Consider the following 24,164-nt stretch of genomic DNA (forward strand, 5'->3'; position numbering starts at 1 on the left):
CTCCGCCACGGGAAAATGGGGAGATCTTTTCGTCGACAAGCACCCTAGTACGGCGCCACCGTCGACTCATGCGCATCGATGTCGATGCGTTTGTGCACGGAGGGGAAGGCGCGTTGGGCGCAGTTCTCGCGGGTGCACACGCGGCAGCCGGAGCCGATGGGGGTGGCGGTGGAGAGGTCCTGGAGGTTGAAGCCGCGGGAGTACACGGTGCGGTCGGCGTGGCGGGCCTCGCAACCCAGGCCGATGGCGAAGAGTTTGCCGGTGTCACCGAAGCGGGCCTGGTGGTGGCGCACGGTGCGTGAGATCCACAGGTAGTTCCTGCCGTCGGGCATCTGCGCGAACTGTCGCAGCACCTTCTCGGGGTTGGTGAAGGTCTCGAACACGTTCCACAGGGGGCAGGTGCCGCCGTAGTGGGTGAAGTGGAATCCGGTGGCGGATTGGCGTTTGGACATGTTGCCGGCGCGATCAACTCGCACGAAGGTGAACGGGATGCCGCGCAGGTTGGGTCGTTGCAGGGTGGACAGGCGGTGGGCGGTGGTTTCATAGCCCACGCCGAAAACCTGGCCCAGGTATTCGATGTCGTAGCCGGAGCGTTCGGCCTCGGAGTGGAAGAGTTTGTAGGGCAGCATGACCGCGGCGGCGAAGTAGGAGGCCACACCGCGAATGGCCAGGGTGCGGGCCTCGGGGGTGGTCCAGTGGCCGTCGTCGACGATGCCCTCGATGAGGTCATTGGCCTCCAGGTAGCCCAGTTCGGTGGCCAGGCGGAAGGCCTTCTGGCCCGGGGTGAGGCGGGCGTGGACGTTGAGCACGCGGGTCTCGGTGTTGAAGTGGTGGAGCACCCCGGATTCCTCGGTGGAGTTCTCGATGGTCACATTGTGATCCAGCTGGAGGCGCCGGGTGATGGCATCCTCCATGGCGCGCGCATCATAGGGCTGCCAGCCGAGCTGGGCGGCGATCGCCTCCGCGCGGCGGTCGAGGGTGTCGAAGTAGTTCTGGCGCGCATAGATGAAGTCACGGACCTCCTCATGCGGCATGCTCACGGCCTCGGCGATGGGGCGGCGTTCCTCAGGGGAGTTGTGCCGGTTGTCCACCGCGATGGAGAGCTTGTCCCGCACATTGCGGTAGCGGCGGTGCATCTCCACCATGGCGCGCGCCAGCTGCGGATGGTTGTAGACCATCTCTGACAGTTCCTGCAGCTCGATGCTCGAGGGGTTGATCTCCCGGTCGAGCATGACATCCTGCACCTCCGCGAGCAGACGGGAATCATCATCGCGGGAGAAGAAGGTGGCATCCACACCGAAGGCCTCGGTGATGCGCAGGAGCACAGGGACGGTCAGTGGCCGTACATCGTGTTCGATCTGATTCACATAACTTGCAGAAAGCCCCAGCGTGGCGGCCAGGGAGGCCTGGCTGAGGTCGCGTTCCCGGCGCAGTTGGCGCAGCCTGGACCCTACATATGTCTTACCCATGGCATGACTATAGCGTGATCAGGGTCACCTTAACCATTCTTGGCACTGAGGTTTTGCAAACTTGTGTATTCGCTGTCCTACCCCCGAGGGGCTAACCCGCTTGTCGACGCCGCCCTCACCGCGGTGCGCACCCGTGCGCGCCGGGGGAGCGGTCGGTGACTTTTCCCTGCGTGGTGGGAGTCCCCGGGTATCGGTGGGGGAGTGGCGGGTCTGGAATAGGAAGGCTTGAGAAAAGTTCCCGGATTGATAGATAAGGGTGCCGACTAAACTTTTCGGTTGATACCAAACGGGGTTAATATCTTCCGCGAACAGATCCTTGTGAGCAGTATCACTTGCCTGGCTAAATGTCGGTTAAGACCCACGTTTCCGCAGGTAGATCGGGGTCGTTTCGGGCGGCTCCAGAGGGGCGCGAGGTGAGGCTAGCCTAAAAACTCCACATCGCGGGGTTTGAACCGGCCCCAGCATTCTCACAGCTGCCTGATCATAACTAGTTAAACGAAGAACGCTAGAAGTAGAGTGATCTCGACACTGGAGGTGCCATGACTGTTAGAAATCCCGACCGTGAGGCAATCCGTCACGGATACATTACGACGGAGGCGCTGCGTCAGCGCCCCGCATACCCGACATGGGCAATGAAGCTGACCATGGCCATCACCGGCCTGATCTTCGGTGGCTTCGTTCTCGTCCACATGATCGGAAACCTGAAATTCTTCATGCCGGATTATGGAGCCGACTCCACACATCCGGGTGAACGCCAGATCGATGTTTACGGCTCGTTCCTGCGTGAGATCGGTGAACCGCTCTTCCCATACGAGTCCATCCTCTGGATCCTTCGTATCATCCTGCTGGTTGCTCTCGTGCTGCACATCTACTGTGCCTTCGCACTGACTTCCCGCTCCCGCCACTCCCGCGGCAAGTTCAGCCGCACCGGAATGATGGGTGGATACAACACCTTTGCCACCCGCACCATGCTGGTCACCGGCATCGTGCTGCTTGCCTTCATCATCTTCCACGTCCTCGACCTGACCGTCGGCGTTCAGCCCGCGGCCCCGGAGACCTTCGAACATGGTGCGGTCTACGCCAACCTGATTGCCACCTTCAGCCGCTGGCCTGTGGCTATCTGGTACATCATTGCCAACCTGGTGCTCTTCGTGCACCTGTCCCACGGTATCTGGGTTGCGGTCAGCGACCTCGGTATCACGGGCCGTCGTTGGAGGGCGATCCTGCTGGCAGTTGCCTACATCGTCCCGGCACTGGTTCTGATCGGCAATGTCTCTATTCCGCTCGTGATCGCACTCGGCTGGATTAGCTAGGTAGAAGGTTAGGAATATATATGAGCATTCAAACTGAGACGACTCCACGCCCGGAGTTCAACCACCCGGCGTCCATCCTTCCGGAGGTCAAGCCAGGCACCGTCCTGGATGCCAACGAGCCGGTCGGCGTGCCGATGAAGGACATGTGGGACTACAACAAGGACCACATGAACCTTGTTTCCCCACTGAACCGTCGCAAGTTCCGCGTCCTGGTTGTCGGCACCGGCCTGTCCGGTGGCGCCGCCGCCGCGGCACTCGGTGAGCTCGGCTACGACGTGAAGGCGTTCACCTACCACGACGTCGCACGACGCGCCCACTCCATCGCCGCCCAGGGTGGCGTGAACTCCGCCCGTGGCAAGAAGGTGGACAATGACTCCGCCTACCGCCACGTCAAGGACACCGTCAAGGGTGGCGACTACCGCTGCCGCGAGTCCGACTGCTGGCGTCTGGCCATCGAGTCCGCCCGCGTCATCGACCACATGAACGCCATCGGTGCACCATTCGCCCGCGAATACGGCGGCACCCTGGCCACCCGTTCCTTCGGTGGTGTGCAGGTCTCCCGTACCTACTACACCCGTGGACAGACCGGTCAGCAGCTGCAGCTGGCCACCGCATCCGCACTGACCCGCCAGATCCACCTCGGATCCGTGGAGATGTTCACCCACAACGAGATGGTCGACGTCATCGTCACCGAGCGTCACGGTGAGAAGCGCTGCGAAGGCCTGATCATGCGCAACCTGATCACCGGCGAGCTCTCCGTCCACACCGGACACGCCGTGATCCTGGCCACCGGTGGTTACGGCAACGTGTACCACATGTCCACCCTGGCGAAGAACTCCAACGCCTCGGCGATCATGCGTGCCTACGAGGCCGGCGCCTACCTGGCATCCCCGTCCTTCATCCAGTTCCACCCGACGGGCCTGCCGGTGAACTCCACCTGGCAGTCCAAGACCACCCTGATGTCGGAGTCGCTGCGTAACGACGGCCGCATCTGGTCCCCGAAGAACCCGAAGGACGACCGCGACCCCAACTCCATCCCGGAGGAGGAGCGCGACTACTTCCTGGAGCGCCGCTACCCGGCATTCGGTAACCTCGTCCCCCGCGACGTGGCATCCCGTGCGATCTCCCAGCAGATCAACGCCGGTCTCGGTGTCGGCCCGATGCACAATGCCGCGTACCTGGACTTCTCCGACGCCATCGAGCGACTCGGCGTGGACACCATCCGCGAGCGTTACTCCAACCTGTTCGTCATGTACGAAGAGGCCATCGGCGAGGACCCCTACACCACCCCGATGCGTATCGCCCCGACCTGCCACTTCACCATGGGTGGCCTGTGGACCGACTTCAATGAGATGACGTCCATCCCGGGTCTGTTCGCAGCCGGTGAGGCATCCTGGACCTACCACGGTGCCAACCGTCTCGGTGCAAACTCCCTGCTCTCGGCATCGGTTGACGGCTGGTTCACCCTGCCGTTCACCATCCCGAACTACCTCGGCCCACTGCTGGGTCAGGAGCGACTGGCAGAGGACGCACCCGAGGCACTGGCGGCACTCGAGCGCGCCCAGGCACGTATCGACCGCCTGATGAACATCAAGGGCGACAACCCACACGGCCCGGAGTACTACCACCGCCAGCTCGGCGAGATCCTGTACTTCTCCTGTGGTGTGTCCCGAAACATCAAGGACCTCCAGGACGGCATCGCCAAGATCCGCGCACTCCGCGAGGATTTCTGGAACAACGTTCAGATCACCGGCACCCCGGACGAGATGAACCAGGTCCTCGAGAACGCAGCACGCGTTGCCGACTACATCGACCTCGGTGAGCTCATGTGCATCGATGCCCTCGACCGCGATGAGTCCTGTGGTGCACACTTCCGCGACGACCACCTCTCCGAGGACGGCGAAGCAGAACGTGACGATGAGAACTGGTGCTTTGTCTCCGCATGGGAGCCAGGCGAGAATGGAACCTTCATCCGCCACGCAGAGCCTCTGTTCTTCGAGTCCATCCCGCTGCAGACAAGGAACTACAAGTAATGAAACTGACACTTGAGATCTGGCGTCAGGCAGGTCCGACGGCAGAAGGAAAGTTCGAAACCGTCGAGGTCCCCGACGCAGTTGAGCAGATGTCCATCCTGGAGCTGCTCGACCACGTGAACAACCGCTACATCGAGGAAGGCCGCGAGCCTTTCGCATTCGCCTCCGACTGCCGCGAAGGCATCTGTGGCACCTGTGGTCTGCTGGTCAACGGTCGCCCCCACGGCGCCGACCAGAACAAGCCCGCCTGTGCCCAGCGCCTGGTCAGCTACAACGATGGCGATGTGCTCAAGATCGAGCCGATGCGTTCCGCCGCATACCCGGTGATCAAGGACATGGTTGTCGACCGTTCCGCTCTGGACCGCGTCGTTCAGCAGGGTGGTTACATCTCCGTCAACGCCGGTACCGCACCGGACGCTGACACCCTGCACCTCAACCACGAGGTCGCTGAGCTCGCTCTCGACCACGCTGCCTGCATCGGCTGTGGTGCCTGCGTCGCCGCCTGCCCGAACGGTGCAGCCCACCTGTACACCGGTTCCAAGCTGGTCCACCTCTCCCTCCTGCCCCTGGGCAAGGAAGAGCGCGGCCTGCGTGCCCGTAAGATGATCGATGAGATGGAGACCAACTTCGGTCACTGCTCCCTCTACGGTGAGTGTGCGGATGTCTGCCCGGCAGGTATCCCTCTGACCGCTGTTTCTGCCATCAACAAGGAACGCGCACGTGCCGCTTTCCGAGGCAAAGACAACTAGGCTAGAGTCCAGGTTAAGAGCACACCGCAGTCCGCTTGAACGGCTTCATAACAACAAGAAAGACGAGTGAACGCCATGTCCGAATCTCACGCGAGTTACATCAAGTCAGCTCCTGAGCGTATGAACTACATCGATGGGTACACCCCGGTGAGTTACTCCGCTCCGCACTCCTCCCTGGAGCGTGGTACCACGTGGACCGGCATGGGCTTTCTGCTGGTCTCCCTCGCTGGCATTGGAGTCGTCCTCTTCGGCTGGGGTGCAAACTCCGTCGGAACCCAGCCTGACAACTGGATGCTCTACATCATCCTCGGTGCGATCTTCTTCATCATCACCGGTATCATTGGTTTCGTGCTGATCTGGAAGGGTCGGGCACCGTACCGCAGGTACGTCAAGGAAACCGGTCGCGAGCACTAGAGTTCTTCTAGATCCAGACCTGCCGTCACGGCCCCTAGGAGCGTGGGTCTTTAGTCGGTGACCTGAACCCGGGTGTCTCCCCCCGGTCCTGCTGGGTGACGTGGGATAATAACCTCCATGAGTGGTGGATCCGATGATGGCTTGTTCCCCGAAGAGACTCTCCAGCGGGTCCCGGCCCCGGACCCGGTGGAAGCGCCGGTGGATAAACGCTTCGCCCCGTTCAACCCCCACGCGGTGATGCTGCTGCCGCCGTCGCTGGATGAGTGGCTGCCTGATAACCACCTCGCCCGGTTCATCGCCGACCTCGTCGACACGGAACTGGATCTGACCGGGTTCTATGATTCCTACACCCGGTCCAAGGGGCGCCCACCCTATGATCCCCGGATGATGCTGCGGGTCATGCTCTACGGCTACTGCACCGGGGTACGGTCCTCCCGGAAACTGGAAACAGCGTGTATCGACAGCGTGGCGTTTCGCTGGCTCGCCGCTGGCGCAGGCCCGGATTTCCGGGCGTTTAGCCGGTTTCGGGCCCGCCACCTTCAGGCGTTGGCCGGGGTGTTTGTCCAGGCGTTGGCCCTGTGCCGGGAAGCGGGCATGGTGAAACTGGGCACGGTTGCGTTGGACGGGACGAAGGTGCAGGCGAATGCCTCCCGTCGTAAGGCCATGAGTTACCAGCGCCTGGTCCCGGCCGAGGAGAAGCTGGCTGAGCAGGTCGAGCAGATGCTTAACGATGCGGCGACCACGGATGAGGTCGAGGATCAGCGTTACGGGGTCGATGCCCGCGGTGATGAGTTGCCTGAGGAGTTGGTCAGCCGGTCCGCCCGGTTGGCAACGCTGCGTCGGGCGCGCCAGCAGTTGGAACAGGACGCCGCGGACAAAGCACGGCAGGTGGCGGAAACCAAGGCACGGGACCGGGGTGATGATGACGACACGGTCGCGGACAAGGGGCAGGCCGCGGCGGATACGGCAGTGGTGAAACCCTCGGCGCAGCGTAATTTCACGGATCCGGATGCCCGGATCATGAAGCTGAGTTCCGGTGGGTTTGATTACTGCTATAACGCGCAGACGGTGGTGGATGCTGAGCATCAGGTGATCGTGGCCACCGAGTTGAGTAACACCGCCACCGATGTCGGTGCGACGGTGCCGATGGTGCTGGCCACGGCTGAGCAATTGGGGGTCTGGCCGGCCCGGTGGTTGATGGATGCCGGGTACTGCTCGAAGAAGAACCTCACCGAAGTCGCTGGCCTGGAGGACACGCACGACACGGAGTTTTTCATCGCGACCGGGCGGGTCAAACACGGAGAGAAGATCCCGGATGCCCCACGCGGCAGGATCCCTAACGATGCCACCTTACGGGAGCGGATGGGACGTAGGCTGCGCACGAAGCGGGGCAAGGCGGTGTACGGGAAACGTAAGTCAGTGATCGAGCCGGTGTTCGGTCAGATCGCCACGCGGCAGGGCAAGCACGTGGTGCTGCGGGGGTTGGCGGCGGCTCGGGCGGAGTGGGATCTGGTGGCGGGGTGTCATAACCTGTTGAAGCTGTTTTCCTTCCGACAGACGGCCTGAGCCCGCCGGGAAACCGGCAGGCCCGGTGGCCCGAACCACGGCTTTCTTGCCGGGGGCGGATATCGGGGTCCGATCGAGTGATTCTGGGCGGGTCGGGGCCGGTGGTGGCTCTGGGGAACCGAATTTTGGTGTCCCCCGCTACCGACTAACGACCCACGCTCCTAGGCTAAAACCCCCTGGGCCCCAAGGCACCTCCACCCACACCCGCTCTCCCTCACTACGAGGGGCAGCGGGTGTGGGCATTTCTATCTGCGCTGGTTTAGATTGGGTGCCATGTCCGGCAACTTCCGCATGATCCAGATGGTGGTGATCGGCCTGATCACGCTCCTGGTGGCCATCAGCCTGATCAGGTTCACCATGGGCATCTTCTCCGGGGAGGTGGAGGTGCGGGATCCGGTGATCGGGCCGGGCTCGGGATCGGTGTCGGAGCCCACGCCCACCAGCACAGTTCCCGCCTAAGCTGGCAGCGCCTCACCCGCCACCACGCGGAAGGCCCGGAAGACCCCGTTCTTGCCAGGGCCGATGGTGGTGGAGTGTTCGGTGTCCATGACATGGCTGCGGTCGGCATAGGACAGCAGGTATTCATCGAAGGCCGGCAGCAGCAGTTCAGGTTCCAGTGCCTGGCGGATCTCCGCATCGGTGACATCCAGGGCCCAGGACGGCATCCACATCGCCTCCCCGTGGGGGCCGGTGACGGGGTGAATCTCCCTGGAATCGCTGGCCAGTTCAAGGCCCCGGCGTACCTGGGCCACCGTGAGTCCGGACCACCACTGCAGATCCTTCGCGGTGGCCGCGCCCCGGGCCCGGACATAGCGCACGGTCATCTCCTCCAGGGCGGCATCGCCCTCCAGTCCCAGCGATAACACGCAGACGCTGTCGAGCAGCACAAAGGTATCCTCCGAACCCTGCGGTGGGCCCTGCACGATGGTGCCCTCCCCACCGAAGTGGCGCAGCAAGTGCTGACCGCGATTGTCCCCGGGATCCACACCCACGGATGCAAAAAGCGAATATGCCTCGGTGCGGGTCACAGGCTGCTCGGCCCGGGTGGCCCGCTCCGCGAGGATGTCGCGGGCGCTGTCAACAGCTGCGCTATCAAGCCCGAGACTGCCCCGACGCTTGGCGGAGGCAGCCAGGATGCGTGGGGAACACAGCAACGTCATCCAGCGCACGTCTTCTGCTGCGAGCAGGTGGTGCGTGCCGCGCTGGCTCCACGTGCGGATGAGCAACGATGATCCGATGGCCTCGGCTGTGCCGCCCTGGGCACCGGAACGCAGATCAATGGCGAGCAGGGAGGCAGGACGGTTCTGGGCCTGGGTGGCCAGCATGTGTTTGGCCACGCCCACCGCGGTGGTCGGGGTGTGGGGGCGTGCGGCCGAGGGGGCGAGCAGCTGCGCGATCAGGCGTACGCCACGAAGGTGGTCCAGGGTGAGCTGTGCAGTCATGCCCTCCCAGGATAGTGGCAGGCGTCACGGAGGGGTTGGGGGAAACCCCGGATACCGGGAGTGGGTGTAAGCGTCCATAATGGTGACATGGGAAAACACGAACTGCCCGAAACCACCGGTGCGGCCGGAACGGTCGCCGTCACAACTGTCCGCGGACCGGAGAAGGATCCACTCGCGGTACCGGGGCCGTCGGCGGAGGTGGAGGCGCAGCGTCGAAAAGCACTGCGCAGGCACAAGGCCTTCGCGCTCGGGCTGCTGATCTTCGCGGCTGTTGTTTACCTGATCTGCCGGTATATCGAAACCCGGCCCGGGGACACAGCCGCCTGGGTGGGGTTTGTGCGCGCCGCCTCGGAGGCCGGGATGATCGGCGGGCTGGCGGACTGGTTCGCGGTCACCGCGTTGTTCCGGCACCCCATGGGTCTGCCGATCCCGCACACCGCGCTGATCCGGAAGAAGAAGGATGAACTGGGTGTGGCGCTGAGCAGCTTCGTGGGGGAGAACTTCCTCAACGCCCAGCTGATCACCGAGAAGGTCCGCCAGGCGAAGATCCCGGAGCGGGCGGGGCAGTGGCTCGCGCAACCGGAGAACAGCGAGGTGGTGTCGCGGGAGGTCGGCAAACTGACGGCGAATGTGGTCAAGGCGATCGACCCGGAGGACGCGGAGGCGGTGATCAACTCCGCGCTCATTGACAAACTCGCCGAACCCGCGTGGGGGCCACCGCTGGGCCGACTGCTCGACCAGCTCATCGCCGAGGGCAAGGCCGAACCCGTGGTGCAGCAGCTGACGGAGTGGGTGCATAAGAAGGCGCTCGGCTCCGAGGACCTGATCGACCGCCTGCTCAATGAACGCCGCCCCATTTGGGCGCCGAAGTTTGTCAACGAGCTGGTCGGTGACCGCGTCTACCGTGAACTCATCCAGTTTACCGAGGCCGTCTCCACCGATCCCAACCACGAGGCGCGCCAGTCCATCCGCCGTTTCCTCACCAAACTGGCCACCGACCTGCAGTACGACGCCGGCATGATCACCAAGGTCGAGGAGATCAAACACGACGTCATGGGTTCCGCGGCCGTCACCCAGGCCGCGCCGACCATCTGGGCGTCCGCGTCCGCCTCGCTCATCGACGCCGCCTCCGACCCCGACTCCATGCTGCGCCGCAAGATCGCCGAGCTCTCCGTGCGCTGGGGTGAGCGGGTGCTTAACGACGAAACCCTCCGCACCGACCTCGACCGGCGCCTCATGGGAGCCGCGACCTTCCTCGCCGACAACTACGCCCCCGAGGTCACCGGTATCATCTCCGAAACCATCGAACGCTGGGACGCCGACGAGGCCTCCGACAAGATCGAACTGATGGTGGGCAAGGACCTGCAGTGGATCCGCGTCAACGGCACCGTTGTGGGTGCACTCGCCGGTCTGGCCATTTACACTGTGTCCCATCTGATGTTTGGTGCTTGATTCTTCTGATTACAAAGGATGAGACGATGAGCGACAAGGACAGCGTGCTGGGTAACCTGGGCGACCTCACCGGCCAGGTGGTGAAGAAGGTCCGCGAGGATGTCACCTCCGACGGGAAGCTGGACAAGCTGAAGAAGGAAGCCAGCGAGGCCATGGAAACCGCGAAGAGCGGGGACTACCTGGAGGCCGGCAAGGATTTTGCCAAGGACGCCGGGGAGTTCATCAAGGACGTCGCCGGTTCCGTGAAGGCCGCGGTGGGGGAGGCCAGGGACACCGACGAGGCGGTGGCCGTGAAGAGCAGGTTCGCGTCCGTGGTGGAAAGCTCCCGCGACAAACTCGATGACACCGTGGACAAGGTGCGGGCGAAACGGGCCGGTTCGGCCGGTGTTGCGGAGACTGCCGAATCCACAAATGACGCGGGAGACGATATCATCGACGGTGAAGTTGTCACCAACCCCGACGACCCGCACACCCCCAGCGCCTAGACGAGGAAAGCACCACGCCACCATGGACCTGTCACTGCTCTTAACCGCCACCGGATGGATCGTCCAGGGCATCTACCTGGTCATCGCGCTCTTCGCCTTCATCGGTGCCTTCATGGTGGCCACCACCCGCGAGGACGCCTTCGAGGTGGCCGGACGCCAGAGCAAACTGATCTGGACCGCGCTGCTGGGTGTCTCCGGCTTCGCGCTGCTGCTGGGCCTGCCGTTCCTCACCTGGGTGGGCATGGTGATTGTGGGTCTGTACTGGTGGGATGTGCGCCCCCAGATCCAGAACATCCTCAGTGGTAATGGTGGCTGGTAGCTCAGCGTTTACTGGAGTGCGTCCCCTGCCCGGGTTTCCCCGGGCGGGGGATTTTTTATGCGCTGGGTCACTGGGGGCTTCTGGCTAGGCAGACTTCACCCGGTGCAATATTGCACTCGGTGCAAGTTTGCACTAGGTTTACTGATGTGATCAGTGCAGAACAACCCTCGCTGCGCGAGATGAAGCGCCGACAGACCCTGGAGGCGATCGAAGACCACGCCACCAGCCTCGTGCTGGAGCGTGGGTTCGATGACGTCACCGTCGACGACATCTGTGCCGGGGCGGGGATCTCCAAACGAACCTTCTTCAACTATGTGGAATCCAAGGAGGTCGCCGTCGTCGGGCCCGGCCCGCGGGTGCCCACCGAGGACGAACGCCAGGCTTTCCTGGACACCGAACACCCGGACCTGCTCCGCGCGGCCCTGGATCAGATGGTCTGCCTCTTCGGCGACCATGACGGCACCGGCCCCGGACTGACCGATGAGATCAGGCGCCGACGCAGGTGCATCCGCGCCGACCATCCCACCCTGGCCATGCAACACTTCGCCCGGATCCACGAAGCCCGGGCAGCCCTCGAGGAGCTGGTGGCCGAATATCTGCGCCGCTGGCCGGATGCCCGCCGGCTCGCCGATGCTCCGGAGGTCGAGGCCATCACCATCGTCGGACTGCTCCTCACCGCCGTCCACCAGGGAAGTCGCGCCTGGCACGAACTTGATAATGCAGCATCCGCGGATTTCGCAGACTGCTGCCGGAAAGCCCTGAATGATATTTTTCTTCTCAAAGATGGATCGAATAAATGACACAGATAGATAATGAGCGGGAGATCGCGTCGCAAAGCAGCGTTGAACCCCCCGTGGAAAAGAAGAATCTCCCGCTGATCATCGGCGCCCTCATGCTGACGATGCTGCTCAGCGCCCTGGGCCAGACCATCTTCGGCGCGGCCCTGCCGACCATCGTCGGTGAACTCGGCGGCGTGAACCACATGTCCTGGGTGGTCACCGCCTTCCTGCTCGGCCAGACCATCTCACTGCCGATCTTCGGCAAACTCGGCGATCAGTTCGGCCGCAAATACCTGTTCATGTTCTCCATCGCGCTGTTCGTGGTGGGCTCCGCCGTGGGTGCCATGGCCCAGAGCATGGCCGTGCTCATCGTCGCCCGCGCCATGCAGGGTGTCGCCGGCGGTGGCCTGATGATCCTCTCCCAGGCCATCCTCGCCGACGTCACCACCGCCCGTGAACGCGCCAAGTACATGGGCATCATGGGCTCCGTCTTCGGACTCAGCTCCGTGCTCGGCCCCCTGCTCGGTGGTTGGTTCACCGACGGACCCGGCTGGCGCTGGGGGCTGTGGTTCAACGTGCCGCTCGGTATCGTCGCGCTGCTCTCCATCGCGGCATTCCTCAAACTGCCGGTGCGGGCCCGCGGCAAGATCACCATTGACTGGCTGGGTGGCGTCTTCCTCGCGATCGCGACCACCGCCACCGTGCTCACCGTCACCTGGGGCGGCAATGAATACGACTGGGGCTCCCCGCTGATCATCGGCATGATCATCACCGCCGTGGTGGCGACCGTCATCTTCGTGTTCGTCGAACGACGCGCCGTCGACCCGCTGGTTCCGATGTACCTGTTCCGCAACCGCAACTTTGTGCTCACCGCCGTCGCCGGTGTGGGCGTGGGCCTGTTCATGATGGGCACCCTCGCCTACATGCCGACCTACCTCCAGATGGTCCACGGCCTCAACCCCACCGAAGCCGGCCTCATGCTCATCCCCATGATGATCGGCCTGATCGGCACCTCCACCATCGTCGGCTCCCTGGTGTCCAAGACCGGTAAATACAAGTGGTACCCGTTCACCGGCATGCTCATCATGGTCGTCGCCCTGTTCCTGCTGTCCACGCTCTCACCGGCCGACACCCTCGTGACCATCGGCTTCTACTTCTTCATCTTCGGCTTCGGCCTGGGCATGGCGATGCAGATCCTCGTGCTCATCGTCCAGAACTCCTTCCCGATCACCATCGTGGGCACCGCCACCGGCGCGAACAACTTCTTCCGCCAGATCGGTGGCGCCGTGGGCTCCGCCTTCATCGGTGGCCTGTTCACCAGCAACCTGATCAGCCGCTTCAATGAGAACGTGCCCCCCGCCGTCGCCTCGATGAGGGAGGAGGGCGCCGACTTCGCCGCCCGCATGGCCGATGGTTCCGCCATGCAGAACCTCACCCCGCAGATGCTGGATACCCTGCCCGCCGTCATCCGCGATGCCATCCAGCTGGCCTACAACGACGCACTGACCCCGGTGTTCCTCATGCTGGTCCCCGTTGCCGTCCTGTCTGCTGTGCTGCTGTTCTTCATCAAGGAGGAGCACCTCAAGGAGACGATCGACTAGGAGTGCTTGACGATTTCGACACAGACCGCCCGTTGGGTGCGGTGTGTGTCGAAAACTTCTACCAGGAAAATACTAGCCCCGACTGCACACCATTGAATATGGTGCCAGTCGGGGCTGGTCTGTGCAGAAAAGCAACTCCTCGAAGATCACCGTGCAGTCTCCGAGCTATAAACATGGACCGCATAGGCAAGAAGCGGCACAGCTCATTTCTTGAATGAGCATTCTCCTTGAAGTGAAGAATATAAGAAACCGTACGTTTAGGACGGTGGAGAGGCCCCGATCCACAGTTCTAGTCTTTTCCACTGGGGAGGAAAACCCATGGATTCTATATCGAGATACGCAGTAGCCGGGAATTTCTCAACAAGCTCAACAACCTGTCTTGGCCAGGTTGTCTCTGGTTCAATATTGGAGAGCAGGTAAGCCATAATGGCGATCACATTATAAAGCCCAAAGCCACCTTTCGAAGAGCCTGGCTCATTTAGATGCTCCAGCAGGGGGATAGAACCCGCTTTGGGACGTTTCGGAGCGTGTACGAGCTTGCGGTTGAACAAGCGCGCATGGTGAGCAGAGAAATTCCGCACGTCATTAATGCTGGCTAACCAGCTGCGGAAATGTGTCTTCGTGTGCACCCCGTACCCTTGCGCCAGCTCGGTGGCGAGTTCCCGTTGAAAACCTCCATAGAGTACCGCAAGCTGGCCGAGCTCTAGAAGTTCGGTCAATGCCCAGATAGGTAGCTGTCCTTCATAGGCATCCTCAAAATGCTTGACGAACATCTCATGTGAACGTTGATGACTTTCCTGAGCTTTGGCCACCCACGCACCGTGCCTGTAACGACGGACAAAGTTCTCTTCAAAAGTAGAACTATCGAGATGAGCGAATGGTGACTTTCTGCCCAGGGTGTACCCGATGCGCATGCGCACCGAGATCTCAATCCGCTCGACGGCATCGAGCATGAGTAACCGAAGGTGGCGATCATAATCAATGAGAGCCATTACCTGGTCAAGGGTTGTTCCCGGCTCATAAGAACTCAACAGGGTGACCTGGGGGACTCCATCGTCACCAGTATGAACCACCTTCTCACGGAAAGGGTGCAGGTATCCCGTCAAACGGTAATAACCTACCCGCATCAGCGCCTGAGCAGCTTTGGAGGAATCGCCGATCTCTAGATTCCGACTCTTAAGTTTCTGAACCTGGTCTTCTACGCTCAGCCAGGGTTTTTGATACTGGGCCATGGGCATCTCCACAGAAATGAAAATCAGCCCGAGCCACCAAGGTGGCGAGCGGACTGATCATGATGGAATCAGCTTAACATGGTTGGCCAACAAGTGGAACCCTCACGAAACGCCAACCAGGCCGGAATTCCGGGCAAGATGATACCGAACCATTGTGTTCACAACGTCACGGGGCAATACAGCTAGAAACCAAACGTCCGTGATCCTGCCGCATGGACTTCGAATGGCTCCATAGCAACGGGGACGTCGAGGAGAGTGATTAAATCTCGACACAGCCCGGCTGGAGCGGCGGTGGTGTGTCGAAAAAGTCGAAGGGAAGCGCCGGGAAATCGTGAAAAATTCGACACACCAGCCTCCGGAGATCCCACTTGTGTCGAAAAATTCTTCCACCGGGAACAGCAGGCAGCCCCGCCGGCGCACCATCAACACTGGTGCACGGGCGGGGCTGAGGGGGTTTCGTCGACAAGCGAGACGTTAGTCGAAGATGACGGTGCGGTTGCCGTAGACCAGGATGCGGTCCTCGAGGTGGAAGCGCAGGCCGCGGGCCAGCACCTGCTTCTCTGCGTCACGGCCGACGCGCTGCAGCTCGGTGGGGGAGTCCTTGTGGGTGACGCGGATGACGTCCTGCTCGATGATGGGGCCGTCGTCGAGGTCCGGGGTGGCGTAGTGGCAGGTCGCGCCGATCAGTTTCACGCCGCGGCTGTGTGCCTGGTGGTAGGGGCGCGCGCCCATGAAGGACGGCAGGAAGCTGTGGTGGATGTTGAGCACACGCCCGGCCCACATCTCGCACAGGTCGGGTGGCAGGATCTGCATGAAACGCGCCATGACGATGGCATCGGGGTTGAGCTCATTGACAATCTCCGTCACGGCATCGAAGGCGCGGCGCTTGCCCACGGCGTCCTTGGGGAAGGGGATGTGGTGGAAGGGCACGCCGTGGTTCTTGGCGATGTACTCCAGGTTGTCATGATTGCCGATGACCGCGACGACCTCCATGGGGTAGTCGTTTTCCGCGACGCGTCCCAGCAGATCGTGGAGGCAGTGACCCTCCTTGGACACGAGGATGACGGCCTTCTTCACCTGGGCGGTGTCGGTGAACTGCCAGCGGGCGCGGGGGCCGAATTCCTCCTCGGCGAAGGCGGCAAATTCCTCGCGTAGTTCCTCGATCTCCATGTCGATGGATTCGGCGCGCACGGCCTGGCGGGTGAAGAACCAGTTGCTGTCCGGGTCGGTGAAGTATCCGGCTTCGGTAATCCATCCTCCGCGTTCCGCGAGGAACGACGACAGTTTCGCCACGATTCCGGTGGAGTCGGGGCAGCCGAAGGTGAGCACATATTGGCGCTCTTCGGGCGCCGTGCCGGGACGGTTACGGATCTCAGTGAAACTCGGGGTCATTGCACGGATTCTACGTACATGGCCAGGGCTTTACTAATCCGGGGTGGGCATCGGTCACTAGGCTGATGGGTATGACTATCACCCGGGCCGAGATGGCCTCGATTCTTGATTACACGCTGCTCGGCCCCGAGGTCACCACCGCGGACCTCCAGGCGCTTATCGACGATGCCCTCACCCTCGGCGTCCCCACCATCTGCATCCCGCCGTCCATGATGAACGCCACCAAACGCGCCCAGGATGCCGGCCTGCGGATCGCCACCGTCGCCGGTTTCCCGCACGGTAAATCCGCCCCGCTGGTCAAGGCCGCCGAGGCGCGCCTAGCGGTGCAGTACGGTGCGTCCGAGGTGGATGTGGTGCTGGATATCGCCGCGGTGAAAGCCGCTGATGACAATGCCCTGTTGGCGGAGATGGTCGCCATCCGCGAGGCGCTCGCCTCACCGGTGACCCTGAAATTCATCGTGGAATCCGCGGTGGTGGATGATGTTGCCCTCGAGGTGGCCACCCACGCCGCCCGTGCCGCGGGTGCTGATTTCATCAAGACCTCCACCGGTTTCCACCCCGCCGGTGGTGCCACCGTGGAAGCCGTGCGGGTCCTGGCCGGCGCCGCCCAGGGGCAGATCGGTGTGAAGGCCTCCGGTGGTATCCGCACCTGGGAACAGGCGGTGGCCATGGTGGAGGCCGGTGCCACGCGCATCGGCACCTCCAATGCGCGTGCGATCCTGGAGGGTGCGCCGGCATAACGGCAGCAGAACAGAGACATGTTTATGACCTGCCGCACAATGGGTGCCTATGAGAGTGATAAATGACACTCCACATTAGCAGGCATTGGTCACACCTTTAAAATTAGTGGTATGACCACAGTTCCCGCCCTTACCCGTGAAGAAGCCCGCCAGATCGACGCCTGATGGCGCGCCAACAACTACCTCACCGTTGGCCAGATCTACCTCAAGTCCAACCCCCTGCTGGAGCGCCCGCTCACCGCCGACGACATCAAGCCCCGCCTCCTCGGCCACTGGGGAACCTCCCCGGGCCTGTCCTTCATCTACGCTCACCTCAACCGCCTGATCAAGCACACCGACCAGGATTTCATCTACATCACCGGCCCTGGACACGGTGGCCCCGCAGTGGTGTCCGCCTCCTACCTGGAGGGCTCCTACACCGAGTGCTTCCCCCGCATCACCGCTGACGCCGACGGCATGGCCAAGCTCTTCCGCCAGTTCTCCTCACCGGGTGGCATCCCCTCCCATGCATCGGTCACCACCCCGGGCTCCATCCACGAGGGCGGCGAGGGGTTACGCCCTGTCCCACGCCTTCGGTGCCGCCTTCGACAACCCGGATCTGATCGTCGCCGCCGTCGTCGGTGACGGCGAGGCAGAGACGGGCGCCCTTGAGGGTTCCTGGAAGTCCGTCTCCTTCCTCAATCCGGAGCATGACGGCGCTGTCCTGCCGATCCTGCACCTCAACGGTGGCAAGATCGCGTCGCCCACCGTCCTGTCCCGCAAGGATCCCGATGAGGTCCAGGCCCTGCTTGAAGGCCACGGCTATGAGGTCATCTGGGTCGAGGGTGAGGATCTGCCGTGGATGCACGAGCGTTTCGCCAATGCCCTGACCTACGCCTATGACCGCATCAAGGCCATCCAGACTGAAGCCTGCTCCGAGAACTGGGACGGTGAACGTCCGGTGTGGCCGATGATCATCCTGCGCACCCCGAAGGGCTGGACCGGCCCCCACACCGTCGACCACAAGATCTACGAGGGCACCTGGCGCTCCCACCAGGTTCCACTGGACGGCATGAAGGAGGACGAGAAGCAGCTGCGCCTGCTGGAGGAATGGCTGCGCTCCTACCGCCCGGAGGAACTGTTCAACCCCGACGGCACCCTCACCGACCTGGTCAGGGCCAACAACCCGGCGGGTGAGCTGCGCATGTCAGCCAACCCGCACGCCAACGGCGGCCTGCTGACCAGGGATCTTAAGCTCCGTGACCTGAGCAACTACGAGCGCGAGGTCACCGACGAGACCCGCGGCCGCATCAAGGCCGAATCCACCCGCACCCTGGGTGAGATCATGCGCGATGCCTACGAGGACAACCCGGACAACTTCCGCCTCTTCTGCCCGGATGAGACCAACTCCAACCGCCTGGGTGCCGTCTTCGAGGTCTCCGACCGCACCTTCATGGAGCGCACCGACCTCATCGATGAGAAACTCTCCCGCAAGGGCCGCGTCATGGAGGTGCTGTCCGAGCACAACTGCCACGGTTGGCTCGACGGGTATAACCTCACCGGCCGCCATGGCCTGTACGCCTCCTATGAGGCCTTCGGCATGGTGTCGGCATCCATGACGATGCAGGCGGGCAAGTGGTTCCAGGAGGCCAACCATCTCGACTGGCGCGCCAAGACCCCCTCGCTGAACATCCTGTTGTCGTCGACCTGTTGGCGCAATGACCATAACGGTTTCTCCCACCAGGCCCCGGAGCTGCTCAACGTGGTGCTCAACATGAACAAGGCGGTCGGCCGCATCTACCTGCCTGTCGACGCCAACTCCCTGGCCGTGGTCTCCGAGAAGATCTTCGCCGACAGGAACAAGGTCAACCTGGTCATCCAGGACAAGCAGCCGCAGCTGCAGTACATGTCCCTGGATGAGGCCAAGGACCACGTCGGCCCCGGATCTGGAGTGCAAGCCCGCCTCCGATGCCCACGTCCAGCGCCCGCCGCTGCCGGAGCGCTAAGACCCCTGTGGCCCCTGCCCGGCGAACCCCCGGGCGGGGGTTTCGTGCGTCGACAAGCTTGTCGACGGTCCCCTGTGGCGGAAATATACCCCCTGGGGTATGGTGTCTGTCGTGGGGTCTCGATGAGGACCTCCGCTTCAGTGTGCATACCTGTTGAGAGAAGAGGCCCGCCTTGTCCACCCCTACCGATACCGCCCGCAGATCGGATACAGCCGCCGTCGCCCTGACCGGCGGTCTTGTCGCACTGCTGGTCCTGGTCTCCGCCATGCCCCCGCTGGGTACCGCCGCGTATCTCGCCGGCCTACCCATGGCGGCTGAGGATCTCGGCATCACCACCGGTGCCGCGCAGCTCACCCTCACCGTCTATATTCTCGGCCTGGCGCTCGGCCAGATCGTCATCGGCCCGCTGTCCGATAGGTTCGGCAGGCGTCGTCCGCTGCTGGTCGGCATCATCGCCTTCGTGCTGTTCAGCATCTCCATCTCCTTTGTCCCCACCCTGGAGATCATGCTGGTCCTGCGCCTGTTCCAGGGTATTGCGGCCAGTTCCGGCATGGTGCTGGGACGCGCGATCGTCCATGACATGGTCCAGGGCGATCGTGCCGCACGCGCCCTCAACGTGATCACCGCCGCCGGCCTCATCGTCCCGGCCCTGGCACCGCTGCTGGGGTCGCTGATCCTCGCGTTCGGTACCTGGCGCACCATCTTCCTGGTGCTTGCGGGCCTGGGCGCGGTGGTCGGTGTGTGGAGTTTCATCCGCATCCCCGAGACCCACGGCGTCCGCGCGCAGGCCGGGCCCCAGAAGAAGACCCCGACCACCCCGAACATGCTGCGCTTTGTCATGTACACCGCCGTGGTCAGCTTCTCCTTCATGGCGATGTATTCCTATGTCTCCTCCGCACCGTTTGTGTTCCAGCAGCTCCACGGCTTCACCCCGGCAGGCTATGCCATCACCGGCGCGGTGCTCTCGCTGATCATGGCCGGTGTGGGCATCGCCGGTTCCCGAATCATCGGCCGTGAGACCCCGTTTGGCACCTTCACCGCGGTGCGTGCCGTGGGCACCGGCCTGGTCGTGCTGTTCCTCGGTGCCGTGCTGGTGCTGGCCACCGTGCTGCTGGAACTGCATGTGGCCTGGTACATCGCCGCCCTGGCGGTGGCCGTGGCCCCGGTGGCATTGATCTCCGGCAGTGCGACCGCCCTGGCGATGGATTCCAGCCCCCTGCGCGGCGGTGCCTCCTCCGCGGTGATCGGTTTCACCCAGTCGGTCCTCGGTGCCATGGCACCACCACTGGTGGGCATCCTCGGTGTGGACGCCCGACCCATGGCCATGGTGTTCGTCGGCGCCGCACTGCTCGGCCTCATCGCCTCCTGGATCGCCCGGCCGCGGGCATAATCTGATTAACCGTCTGAACAGTCCAGCGTCTGGTTGATCAGGGCCGACGGTGCACCCTGCGCGGCCATGGCCTGGGTGTCATAACAGGGGTAACCCGTGACCGCGGACTCACCGGTGGGGGCATACATCTCCCAGGACTCGTTCACCCACTGGAAGATACGTACGTAGTCGGACTGGTCCTGGCCACCGCGCGCCCAGCCGGATTCGCAGAACAGCAGGCCGTCGACAAAGTCATGGCCATCCGCCCGGAGAGCCTCCGGATCACAGGACGGGCCCGGTGCCGGAGCCGTTGTGGTTGGGGGAGCCGGTGGTGCCGCGGTGGTCTGTTGGGTGATGGTCTGGGTGGTTTCCTCCACCGGGACGGTGTTGGTCACGGTGACAGGATCCGGTTCGGTGGAGGTTGCGGTGACCGTCTCCACCGGTGTGGTCAGCGGGGTGGTGGAAGTGGTGGTCGTGTCGGCGGCCGAGGTGGAATCATCGTCATCCCGGGTGGCCAACATCCACCCGATGACGATCGCCGCGATGAGTAGCAGCACACCGAGCACGGTAGCGATGACCGTGAGGGTCCGGTTGTTATCGCGCACCTCTTCCCGGGCCTCATCCTGCCCGTACCCGTCCCCCGGGGGCGGCGTGTCACCCGGATACTGATTGTTCATATCGGTCATGTCCTGCTCCTTCTCCCGCGTCCAACTCTTCCTACAATCGTGACACGGAAACCAGCCCACCGGACCCCGCCGAAGGACAAATTTGCATAACAAAACCCCGGCGCCGCAGACTGCGCGCCGGGGTCAAGCCGTCAAGCCGTCAGGCCGTCACGCCTTCGAAAACCTCGCAATGGCCTCGGAGACCTCCTTCAGTTTCGCATCCAGTTCCTCGCCACCCAGTTCGGCGGCGTCGCGGACGCAGTGTTTCATGTGGTCCTCCAGCAGACCGAAGGCCACATTCTTCAGGGCGGAGTTCACAGCGGAGATCTGCGTGAGGATGTCGATGCAGTACTGCTCCTCGTCGATCATCCGGTGGATGCCGCGGGTCTGGCCCTCGATGCGTTTGAGCCGGGCGAGGTAGCGTTTCTTCTCGTCGATGTAGCCGTGCTGGTGCTCATCGCTGCTGCCACAGCACACCTGGTCACTGGTGGTCATGGGGTGGGTCTTTCTAGTGGTTGGTGGAGAATCGGCGCAGGCGCAGGGAGTTGGTCACGACGAACACGGAGCTGAACGCCATGGCCACACCGGCGAGCATCGGGTTGAGGAATCCGGCGGCGGCGACGGGGATCAGGGCCACGTTGTAGGCGAACGCCCAGAACAGGTTGCCCTTGATGGTGCCCAGGGTGCGCCTGGACAGGCGGATCGCATCGACCGCGGAGCGCAGGTCGTTGTTCATCAGGGTGATGTCGGAGGCCTCGATGGCCACGTCGGTGCCCGCCCCCATGGCCAGGCCGAGGTCGGCCTGCGCGAGTGCCGCGGCATCATTGACGCCGTCACCGACCATCGCGACGTTGCGGCCCTCCGACTGGAGCTTGTTGACGACCGATACCTTCTCATCCGGCATCACCTCAGCGATGACATGCTCCGGCGCGATACCCACCTCCGCGGCCACCGCCCGGGCGGCACCCAGGTTGTCACCGGTGAGCAGCATGGGGGTCAGGCCGAGTTTCTTCAGTCCGGCAACAGCCTCGGCGGAGGTGTCCTTGACGGTGTCGCGCACGGTGATGACACCGGCGTTGACACCGTCGATCATCACCACCACGGGGGTGGCTCCCTGGTTCTGGGCCTGGGTGAATGAAGCGGAGAGGGCGTCGTCAAGCGTGCTTGAGGGGCGACCCACGGTGACGGTGCGACCGTCGACCACGCCTGTCACGCCGCGCCCGGCGGTGTTCTGGAAACCGGTGACCTCGGGCAATGCAGCCCTGGGTGCGGCGGCGATCGCCTGGGCGATGGGGTGTTCGGAGGCGGATTCCACGGCGGCGGCGAGGGTGAGCACCTCATCGCGGTCGAAGCCCGGGGCGGTCGTGACATCGTGGACCGACATCACACCGGAGGTGACGGTGCCGGTCTTGTCCATGACGATGGTGTCGACCTTCTTGGTGGATTCGAGGATCTCCGGGCCCTTGATCAGCAGACCCAGCTGCGCGCCGCGGCCGGTGCCCACCAGCAGGGCGGTGGGGGTGGCCAGGCCGAGCGCACACGGACACGCGATGATGAGTACCGCGACGGCCGCGGTGAAGGCGGCGGCCAGGCCGTGGTCGGTGAAGAGCAGATGACCGGCCAGCGTGAGGATCGAGATGACGATGACCACCGGTACGAACACCTGGGAGATCCGGTCCACCAGACGCTGGACCGGGGCCTTCTTGGACTGGGCCTCGGTGACCAGCTTGGCCATCTGTGCCAGCGTGGTGTCCGACCCGATGCGGGTGGCCTCCACGAGCAGGCGACCGGAGGTGTTGAGGGTGGCGCCGGTGACCTTGGACCCCTTGGTTACCTCGACGGGGATGGATTCACCGGTGAGCATGGATTCATCCACCGCGGAGGAACCGTCGGTGACGCGGCCGTCGGTGGCGATCTTCTCGCCCGGGCGCACGATGAAGACATCGCCGATCTCAAGCTGGCTGATGGGGATGCGCACCTCATGGCCATCGCGGATGACTGCGGCGTCCTTGGCACCCATGTCGAGGAGCTTGCGCAATGCCTCGGAGGAGCGGCCCTTGGCCTTCGTCTCGAACCAGCGCCCCAGCAGCAGGAAGGTGATGACCACCGCGGCGGTCTCCAGGTAGATCTCATCCATGGAGGAATCGGTGGGGAACAGGTGTATCTCCATGGTCATCCCGGGCATGCCGGCATTACCGATGAACAACGCCCACAGTGACCACAGGTAGGCGGCTGTGGTGCCGAGCGAGATCAGCGTGTCCATGGTGAAGGACCCGTGGCGCAGATTCGCCCAGGTGGCCTTGTGGAACGGTGCGCCACCCCAGAAGAACACCGGGGTGGTCATGGTCAGCACCGCCCACTGCCAGTTGGTGAACTGCAGCGCCGGGATCATGCTGAGCAGGGTGATGGGCACCGTCAGGATCGCGGAGATGATCAGGCGGTGTTTGAGGTCATCGGCCTCGGCGTCGCGGGCGGCGTCGATACGCTCCTGACCGGTGGCGGCGTCGGCGTCGGTGGTCGGGGTGGTGGTCTCCGGGGTGGTGGTCGACAGCGCGAAGGCACCGTAACCGGCACCCTTGATGGTGTCGATGAGCTGATCCTCGGTGACCTTCTCCGGATCGTATTTCACCGACGCTGATTCGGTGGCGTAGTTGACGGACGCCTCCACACCGTCGACCTTGTTGAGCTTGCGTTCCACCCGCGCGGAACAGGACGTACAGGTCATACCCGTCACGCCGAGATCAAGCTCAATCAGATTCACCGCCCGTGGCATGGTGTCCATTGCCGATCAATCCTCCCTTTCAAAGTATGTTTCACTGCCCTCCAGGATATACCCCTGGGGGGTATGTGGCAAGGGGGTTCTGGCGGAGGTCATTCCGGGGCGACCATGCGCACGGCTGCACGGGTGGGATCGGGCAATTTGATGGTTTTAGAAGGTGCTGTCGAATGACTTCTCGGGGTGCAAGCATTCGTAATTCGAAACTTGAAAGAAGACATAAAAGGAGGTTGCTGAGATAAAACGAAAATGTAGTGGTAAAAACTACTGAGTCCACGCGACAGTGTCTTCGCCGGGTGGTGTCTCGCAATTGTAAATTCCACAACTATATGGCCTTAACCTAGCTGGCAAGGAGCTTTTAATACTCGCGAGACGACCGTAGG

The 24,164-nt window shown here is 63.0% G+C and carries 22 protein-coding genes and 1 pseudogene; 15 read left to right on the forward strand and 8 right to left on the reverse strand.

From position 1 onward, the window contains the following. Positions 1-44 precede the first annotated feature (44 nt). Entirely contained in the window at positions 45-1,469 is a 1,425-nt protein-coding gene (gene ramB / locus CE_RS02125) for an acetate metabolism transcriptional regulator RamB (RefSeq protein WP_006770373.1), read from the reverse strand. Positions 1,470-2,008: 539 nt separating this feature from the next. Between ramB and CE_RS02130 the strand changes: the two genes are divergently transcribed. The 6 genes from CE_RS02130 to CE_RS02155 all read left to right on the forward strand — a co-directional run bounded on the left by CE_RS02130 (position 2,009) and on the right by CE_RS02155 (position 8,003). Further along, the gene (locus CE_RS02130; RefSeq protein ID WP_011074957.1) at positions 2,009-2,782 is read left to right on the forward strand and encodes a succinate dehydrogenase cytochrome b subunit; all 774 of its coding nucleotides are present in this window, start codon (positions 2,009-2,011) and stop codon (positions 2,780-2,782) included. A gap of 20 nt (positions 2,783-2,802) precedes the next feature. Further along, entirely contained in the window at positions 2,803-4,815 is a 2,013-nt protein-coding gene (locus CE_RS02135) for a fumarate reductase/succinate dehydrogenase flavoprotein subunit (RefSeq protein WP_006770371.1), read from the forward strand. Then, complete coding sequence (locus CE_RS02140; protein ID WP_006770370.1) at positions 4,815-5,564, forward strand: succinate dehydrogenase/fumarate reductase iron-sulfur subunit; 750 nt, start codon at positions 4,815-4,817, stop codon at positions 5,562-5,564. The genes CE_RS02135 and CE_RS02140 overlap by 1 nt, the downstream gene beginning before the upstream one ends. 75 nt (positions 5,565-5,639) lie before the next feature. Beyond that, positions 5,640-5,978: a hypothetical protein gene (locus CE_RS02145; protein WP_035110066.1), complete on the forward strand. Its 339-nt coding sequence runs from the start codon at positions 5,640-5,642 to the stop codon at positions 5,976-5,978. A gap of 117 nt (positions 5,979-6,095) precedes the next feature. Then, on the forward strand, positions 6,096-7,544 hold the full coding sequence (locus tag CE_RS02150; RefSeq protein WP_006770545.1) for an IS1182-like element ISCef1 family transposase: 1,449 nt from the start codon (positions 6,096-6,098) through the stop codon (positions 7,542-7,544). 273 nt (positions 7,545-7,817) lie between these two features. After that, entirely contained in the window at positions 7,818-8,003 is a 186-nt protein-coding gene (locus CE_RS02155; protein ID WP_006770368.1) for a hypothetical protein, read from the forward strand. On the opposite strand, the gene CE_RS02160 is transcribed toward CE_RS02155, so the two are convergent. Continuing rightward, a complete protein-coding gene (locus CE_RS02160; RefSeq protein ID WP_006770367.1) occupies positions 8,000-8,986 on the reverse strand; it encodes a winged helix DNA-binding domain-containing protein in 987 nt (328 codons plus the stop codon). The genes CE_RS02155 and CE_RS02160 overlap by 4 nt on opposite strands. A gap of 87 nt (positions 8,987-9,073) precedes the next feature. Here CE_RS02160 and CE_RS02165 point away from each other — a divergent pair, with 87 nt between their 5' ends. The 5 genes from CE_RS02165 (at position 9,074) to CE_RS02185 (ending at position 13,622) form a co-directional block, all read left to right on the forward strand. Beyond that, positions 9,074-10,438: a DUF445 domain-containing protein gene (locus CE_RS02165; protein WP_006770366.1), complete on the forward strand. Its 1,365-nt coding sequence runs from the start codon at positions 9,074-9,076 to the stop codon at positions 10,436-10,438. A gap of 26 nt (positions 10,439-10,464) precedes the next feature. Then, a complete protein-coding gene (locus tag CE_RS02170) occupies positions 10,465-10,923 on the forward strand; it encodes a CGLAU_01105 family protein (RefSeq protein ID WP_231295178.1) in 459 nt (152 codons plus the stop codon). Between the two features lie 22 nt (positions 10,924-10,945). Further along, positions 10,946-11,242 carry a DUF2516 family protein gene (locus CE_RS02175; RefSeq protein WP_006770364.1) on the forward strand — a complete coding sequence of 99 codons (297 nt, stop codon included), beginning with the start codon at positions 10,946-10,948 and terminating at the stop codon, positions 11,240-11,242. 179 nt (positions 11,243-11,421) lie between these two features. Then, complete coding sequence (locus CE_RS02180; RefSeq protein ID WP_006770363.1) at positions 11,422-12,042, forward strand: TetR/AcrR family transcriptional regulator; 621 nt, start codon at positions 11,422-11,424, stop codon at positions 12,040-12,042. Next, complete coding sequence (locus CE_RS02185; RefSeq protein WP_006770362.1) at positions 12,039-13,622, forward strand: MDR family MFS transporter; 1,584 nt, start codon at positions 12,039-12,041, stop codon at positions 13,620-13,622. Before CE_RS02180 ends, CE_RS02185 begins: the two co-directional genes overlap by 4 nt. 257 nt (positions 13,623-13,879) lie before the next feature. Here CE_RS02185 and CE_RS02190 read toward each other — a convergent pair whose 3' ends face one another. Together CE_RS02190 and purU are read right to left on the reverse strand one after the other, a co-directional pair. Continuing rightward, positions 13,880-14,854 (reverse strand): Abi family protein, encoded by a 975-nt coding sequence (locus tag CE_RS02190; RefSeq protein WP_035110044.1) that lies wholly within the window; start codon positions 14,852-14,854, stop codon positions 13,880-13,882. 474 nt (positions 14,855-15,328) lie between these two features. Next, a complete protein-coding gene (gene purU, locus CE_RS02195; RefSeq protein ID WP_006770360.1) occupies positions 15,329-16,246 on the reverse strand; it encodes a formyltetrahydrofolate deformylase in 918 nt (305 codons plus the stop codon). Between the two features lie 71 nt (positions 16,247-16,317). On the opposite strand from purU, the gene deoC reads away from it, so the two are divergent. Further along, positions 16,318-16,986 carry a deoxyribose-phosphate aldolase gene (gene deoC, locus CE_RS02200; RefSeq protein WP_173362561.1) on the forward strand — a complete coding sequence of 223 codons (669 nt, stop codon included), beginning with the start codon at positions 16,318-16,320 and terminating at the stop codon, positions 16,984-16,986. A 75-nt stretch (positions 16,987-17,061) separates the two neighbouring features. Here deoC and CE_RS15510 read toward each other — a convergent pair whose 3' ends face one another. Continuing rightward, positions 17,062-17,259 carry a hypothetical protein gene (locus CE_RS15510; protein WP_197535357.1) on the reverse strand — a complete coding sequence of 66 codons (198 nt, stop codon included), beginning with the start codon at positions 17,257-17,259 and terminating at the stop codon, positions 17,062-17,064. Between CE_RS15510 and CE_RS15570 the strand changes: the two are divergent. The 3 genes and pseudogenes from CE_RS15570 to CE_RS02215 all read left to right on the forward strand — a co-directional run. Further along, positions 17,209-18,142: pseudogene (locus CE_RS15570) on the forward strand (phosphoketolase); the annotation flags it as partial. The gene CE_RS15510 and the pseudogene CE_RS15570 overlap by 51 nt on opposite strands. Positions 18,143-18,169: 27 nt before the next feature. Further along, the gene (locus tag CE_RS15575) at positions 18,170-19,198 is read left to right on the forward strand and encodes a hypothetical protein (RefSeq protein WP_331270736.1); all 1,029 of its coding nucleotides are present in this window, start codon (positions 18,170-18,172) and stop codon (positions 19,196-19,198) included. After that, a complete protein-coding gene (locus CE_RS02215; protein WP_011074967.1) occupies positions 19,144-20,361 on the forward strand; it encodes a Bcr/CflA family efflux MFS transporter in 1,218 nt (405 codons plus the stop codon). The genes CE_RS15575 and CE_RS02215 overlap by 55 nt, the downstream gene beginning before the upstream one ends. A 5-nt stretch (positions 20,362-20,366) precedes the next feature. Here CE_RS02215 and CE_RS15345 read toward each other — a convergent pair whose 3' ends face one another. From CE_RS15345 to CE_RS02230, 3 genes are all read right to left on the reverse strand, one after another. Beyond that, positions 20,367-21,026 (reverse strand): hypothetical protein, encoded by a 660-nt coding sequence (locus CE_RS15345; RefSeq protein WP_006770356.1) that lies wholly within the window; start codon positions 21,024-21,026, stop codon positions 20,367-20,369. A 147-nt stretch (positions 21,027-21,173) separates the two neighbouring features. Further along, positions 21,174-21,500 (reverse strand): metal-sensitive transcriptional regulator, encoded by a 327-nt coding sequence (locus tag CE_RS02225; protein WP_006770355.1) that lies wholly within the window; start codon positions 21,498-21,500, stop codon positions 21,174-21,176. Between the two features lie 13 nt (positions 21,501-21,513). Further along, positions 21,514-23,787, reverse strand: coding sequence for a heavy metal translocating P-type ATPase (locus CE_RS02230; RefSeq protein WP_006770354.1), 2,274 nt, complete (start codon positions 23,785-23,787; stop codon positions 21,514-21,516). Between the last annotated feature and the right edge of the window lie 377 nt (positions 23,788-24,164).

The sequence above is a fragment of the Corynebacterium efficiens YS-314 genome, from assembly GCF_000011305.1.
Classification (GTDB): Bacteria; Actinomycetota; Actinomycetes; order Mycobacteriales; family Mycobacteriaceae; genus Corynebacterium; species Corynebacterium efficiens.

Bases quoted from the DNA above. Each gene is read 5' to 3' on its own strand.
- ramB (WP_006770373.1), bottom strand. From the start codon at position 1,469: ATGGGTAAGACATATGTAGGGTCCAGGCTGCGCCAACTGCGCCGGGAA.
- CE_RS02130 (WP_011074957.1), top strand. From the start codon at position 2,009: ATGACTGTTAGAAATCCCGACCGTGAGGCAATCCGTCACGGATACATT.
- CE_RS02135 (WP_006770371.1), top strand. From the start codon at position 2,803: ATGAGCATTCAAACTGAGACGACTCCACGCCCGGAGTTCAACCACCCG.
- CE_RS02140 (WP_006770370.1), top strand. From the start codon at position 4,815: ATGAAACTGACACTTGAGATCTGGCGTCAGGCAGGTCCGACGGCAGAA.
- CE_RS02145 (WP_035110066.1), top strand. From the start codon at position 5,640: ATGTCCGAATCTCACGCGAGTTACATCAAGTCAGCTCCTGAGCGTATG.
- CE_RS02150 (WP_006770545.1), top strand. From the start codon at position 6,096: ATGAGTGGTGGATCCGATGATGGCTTGTTCCCCGAAGAGACTCTCCAG.
- CE_RS02155 (WP_006770368.1), top strand. From the start codon at position 7,818: ATGTCCGGCAACTTCCGCATGATCCAGATGGTGGTGATCGGCCTGATC.
- CE_RS02160 (WP_006770367.1), bottom strand. From the start codon at position 8,986: ATGACTGCACAGCTCACCCTGGACCACCTTCGTGGCGTACGCCTGATC.
- CE_RS02165 (WP_006770366.1), top strand. From the start codon at position 9,074: ATGGGAAAACACGAACTGCCCGAAACCACCGGTGCGGCCGGAACGGTC.
- CE_RS02170 (WP_231295178.1), top strand. From the start codon at position 10,465: ATGAGCGACAAGGACAGCGTGCTGGGTAACCTGGGCGACCTCACCGGC.
- CE_RS02175 (WP_006770364.1), top strand. From the start codon at position 10,946: ATGGACCTGTCACTGCTCTTAACCGCCACCGGATGGATCGTCCAGGGC.
- CE_RS02180 (WP_006770363.1), top strand. From the start codon at position 11,422: ATGAAGCGCCGACAGACCCTGGAGGCGATCGAAGACCACGCCACCAGC.
- CE_RS02185 (WP_006770362.1), top strand. From the start codon at position 12,039: ATGACACAGATAGATAATGAGCGGGAGATCGCGTCGCAAAGCAGCGTT.
- CE_RS02190 (WP_035110044.1), bottom strand. From the start codon at position 14,854: ATGGCCCAGTATCAAAAACCCTGGCTGAGCGTAGAAGACCAGGTTCAG.
- purU (WP_006770360.1), bottom strand. From the start codon at position 16,246: ATGACCCCGAGTTTCACTGAGATCCGTAACCGTCCCGGCACGGCGCCC.
- deoC (WP_173362561.1), top strand. From the start codon at position 16,318: ATGACTATCACCCGGGCCGAGATGGCCTCGATTCTTGATTACACGCTG.
- CE_RS15575 (WP_331270736.1), top strand. From the start codon at position 18,170: ATGTCAGCCAACCCGCACGCCAACGGCGGCCTGCTGACCAGGGATCTT.
- CE_RS15345 (WP_006770356.1), bottom strand. From the start codon at position 21,026: ATGACCGATATGAACAATCAGTATCCGGGTGACACGCCGCCCCCGGGG.
- CE_RS02225 (WP_006770355.1), bottom strand. From the start codon at position 21,500: ATGACCACCAGTGACCAGGTGTGCTGTGGCAGCAGCGATGAGCACCAG.
- CE_RS02230 (WP_006770354.1), bottom strand. From the start codon at position 23,787: ATGGACACCATGCCACGGGCGGTGAATCTGATTGAGCTTGATCTCGGC.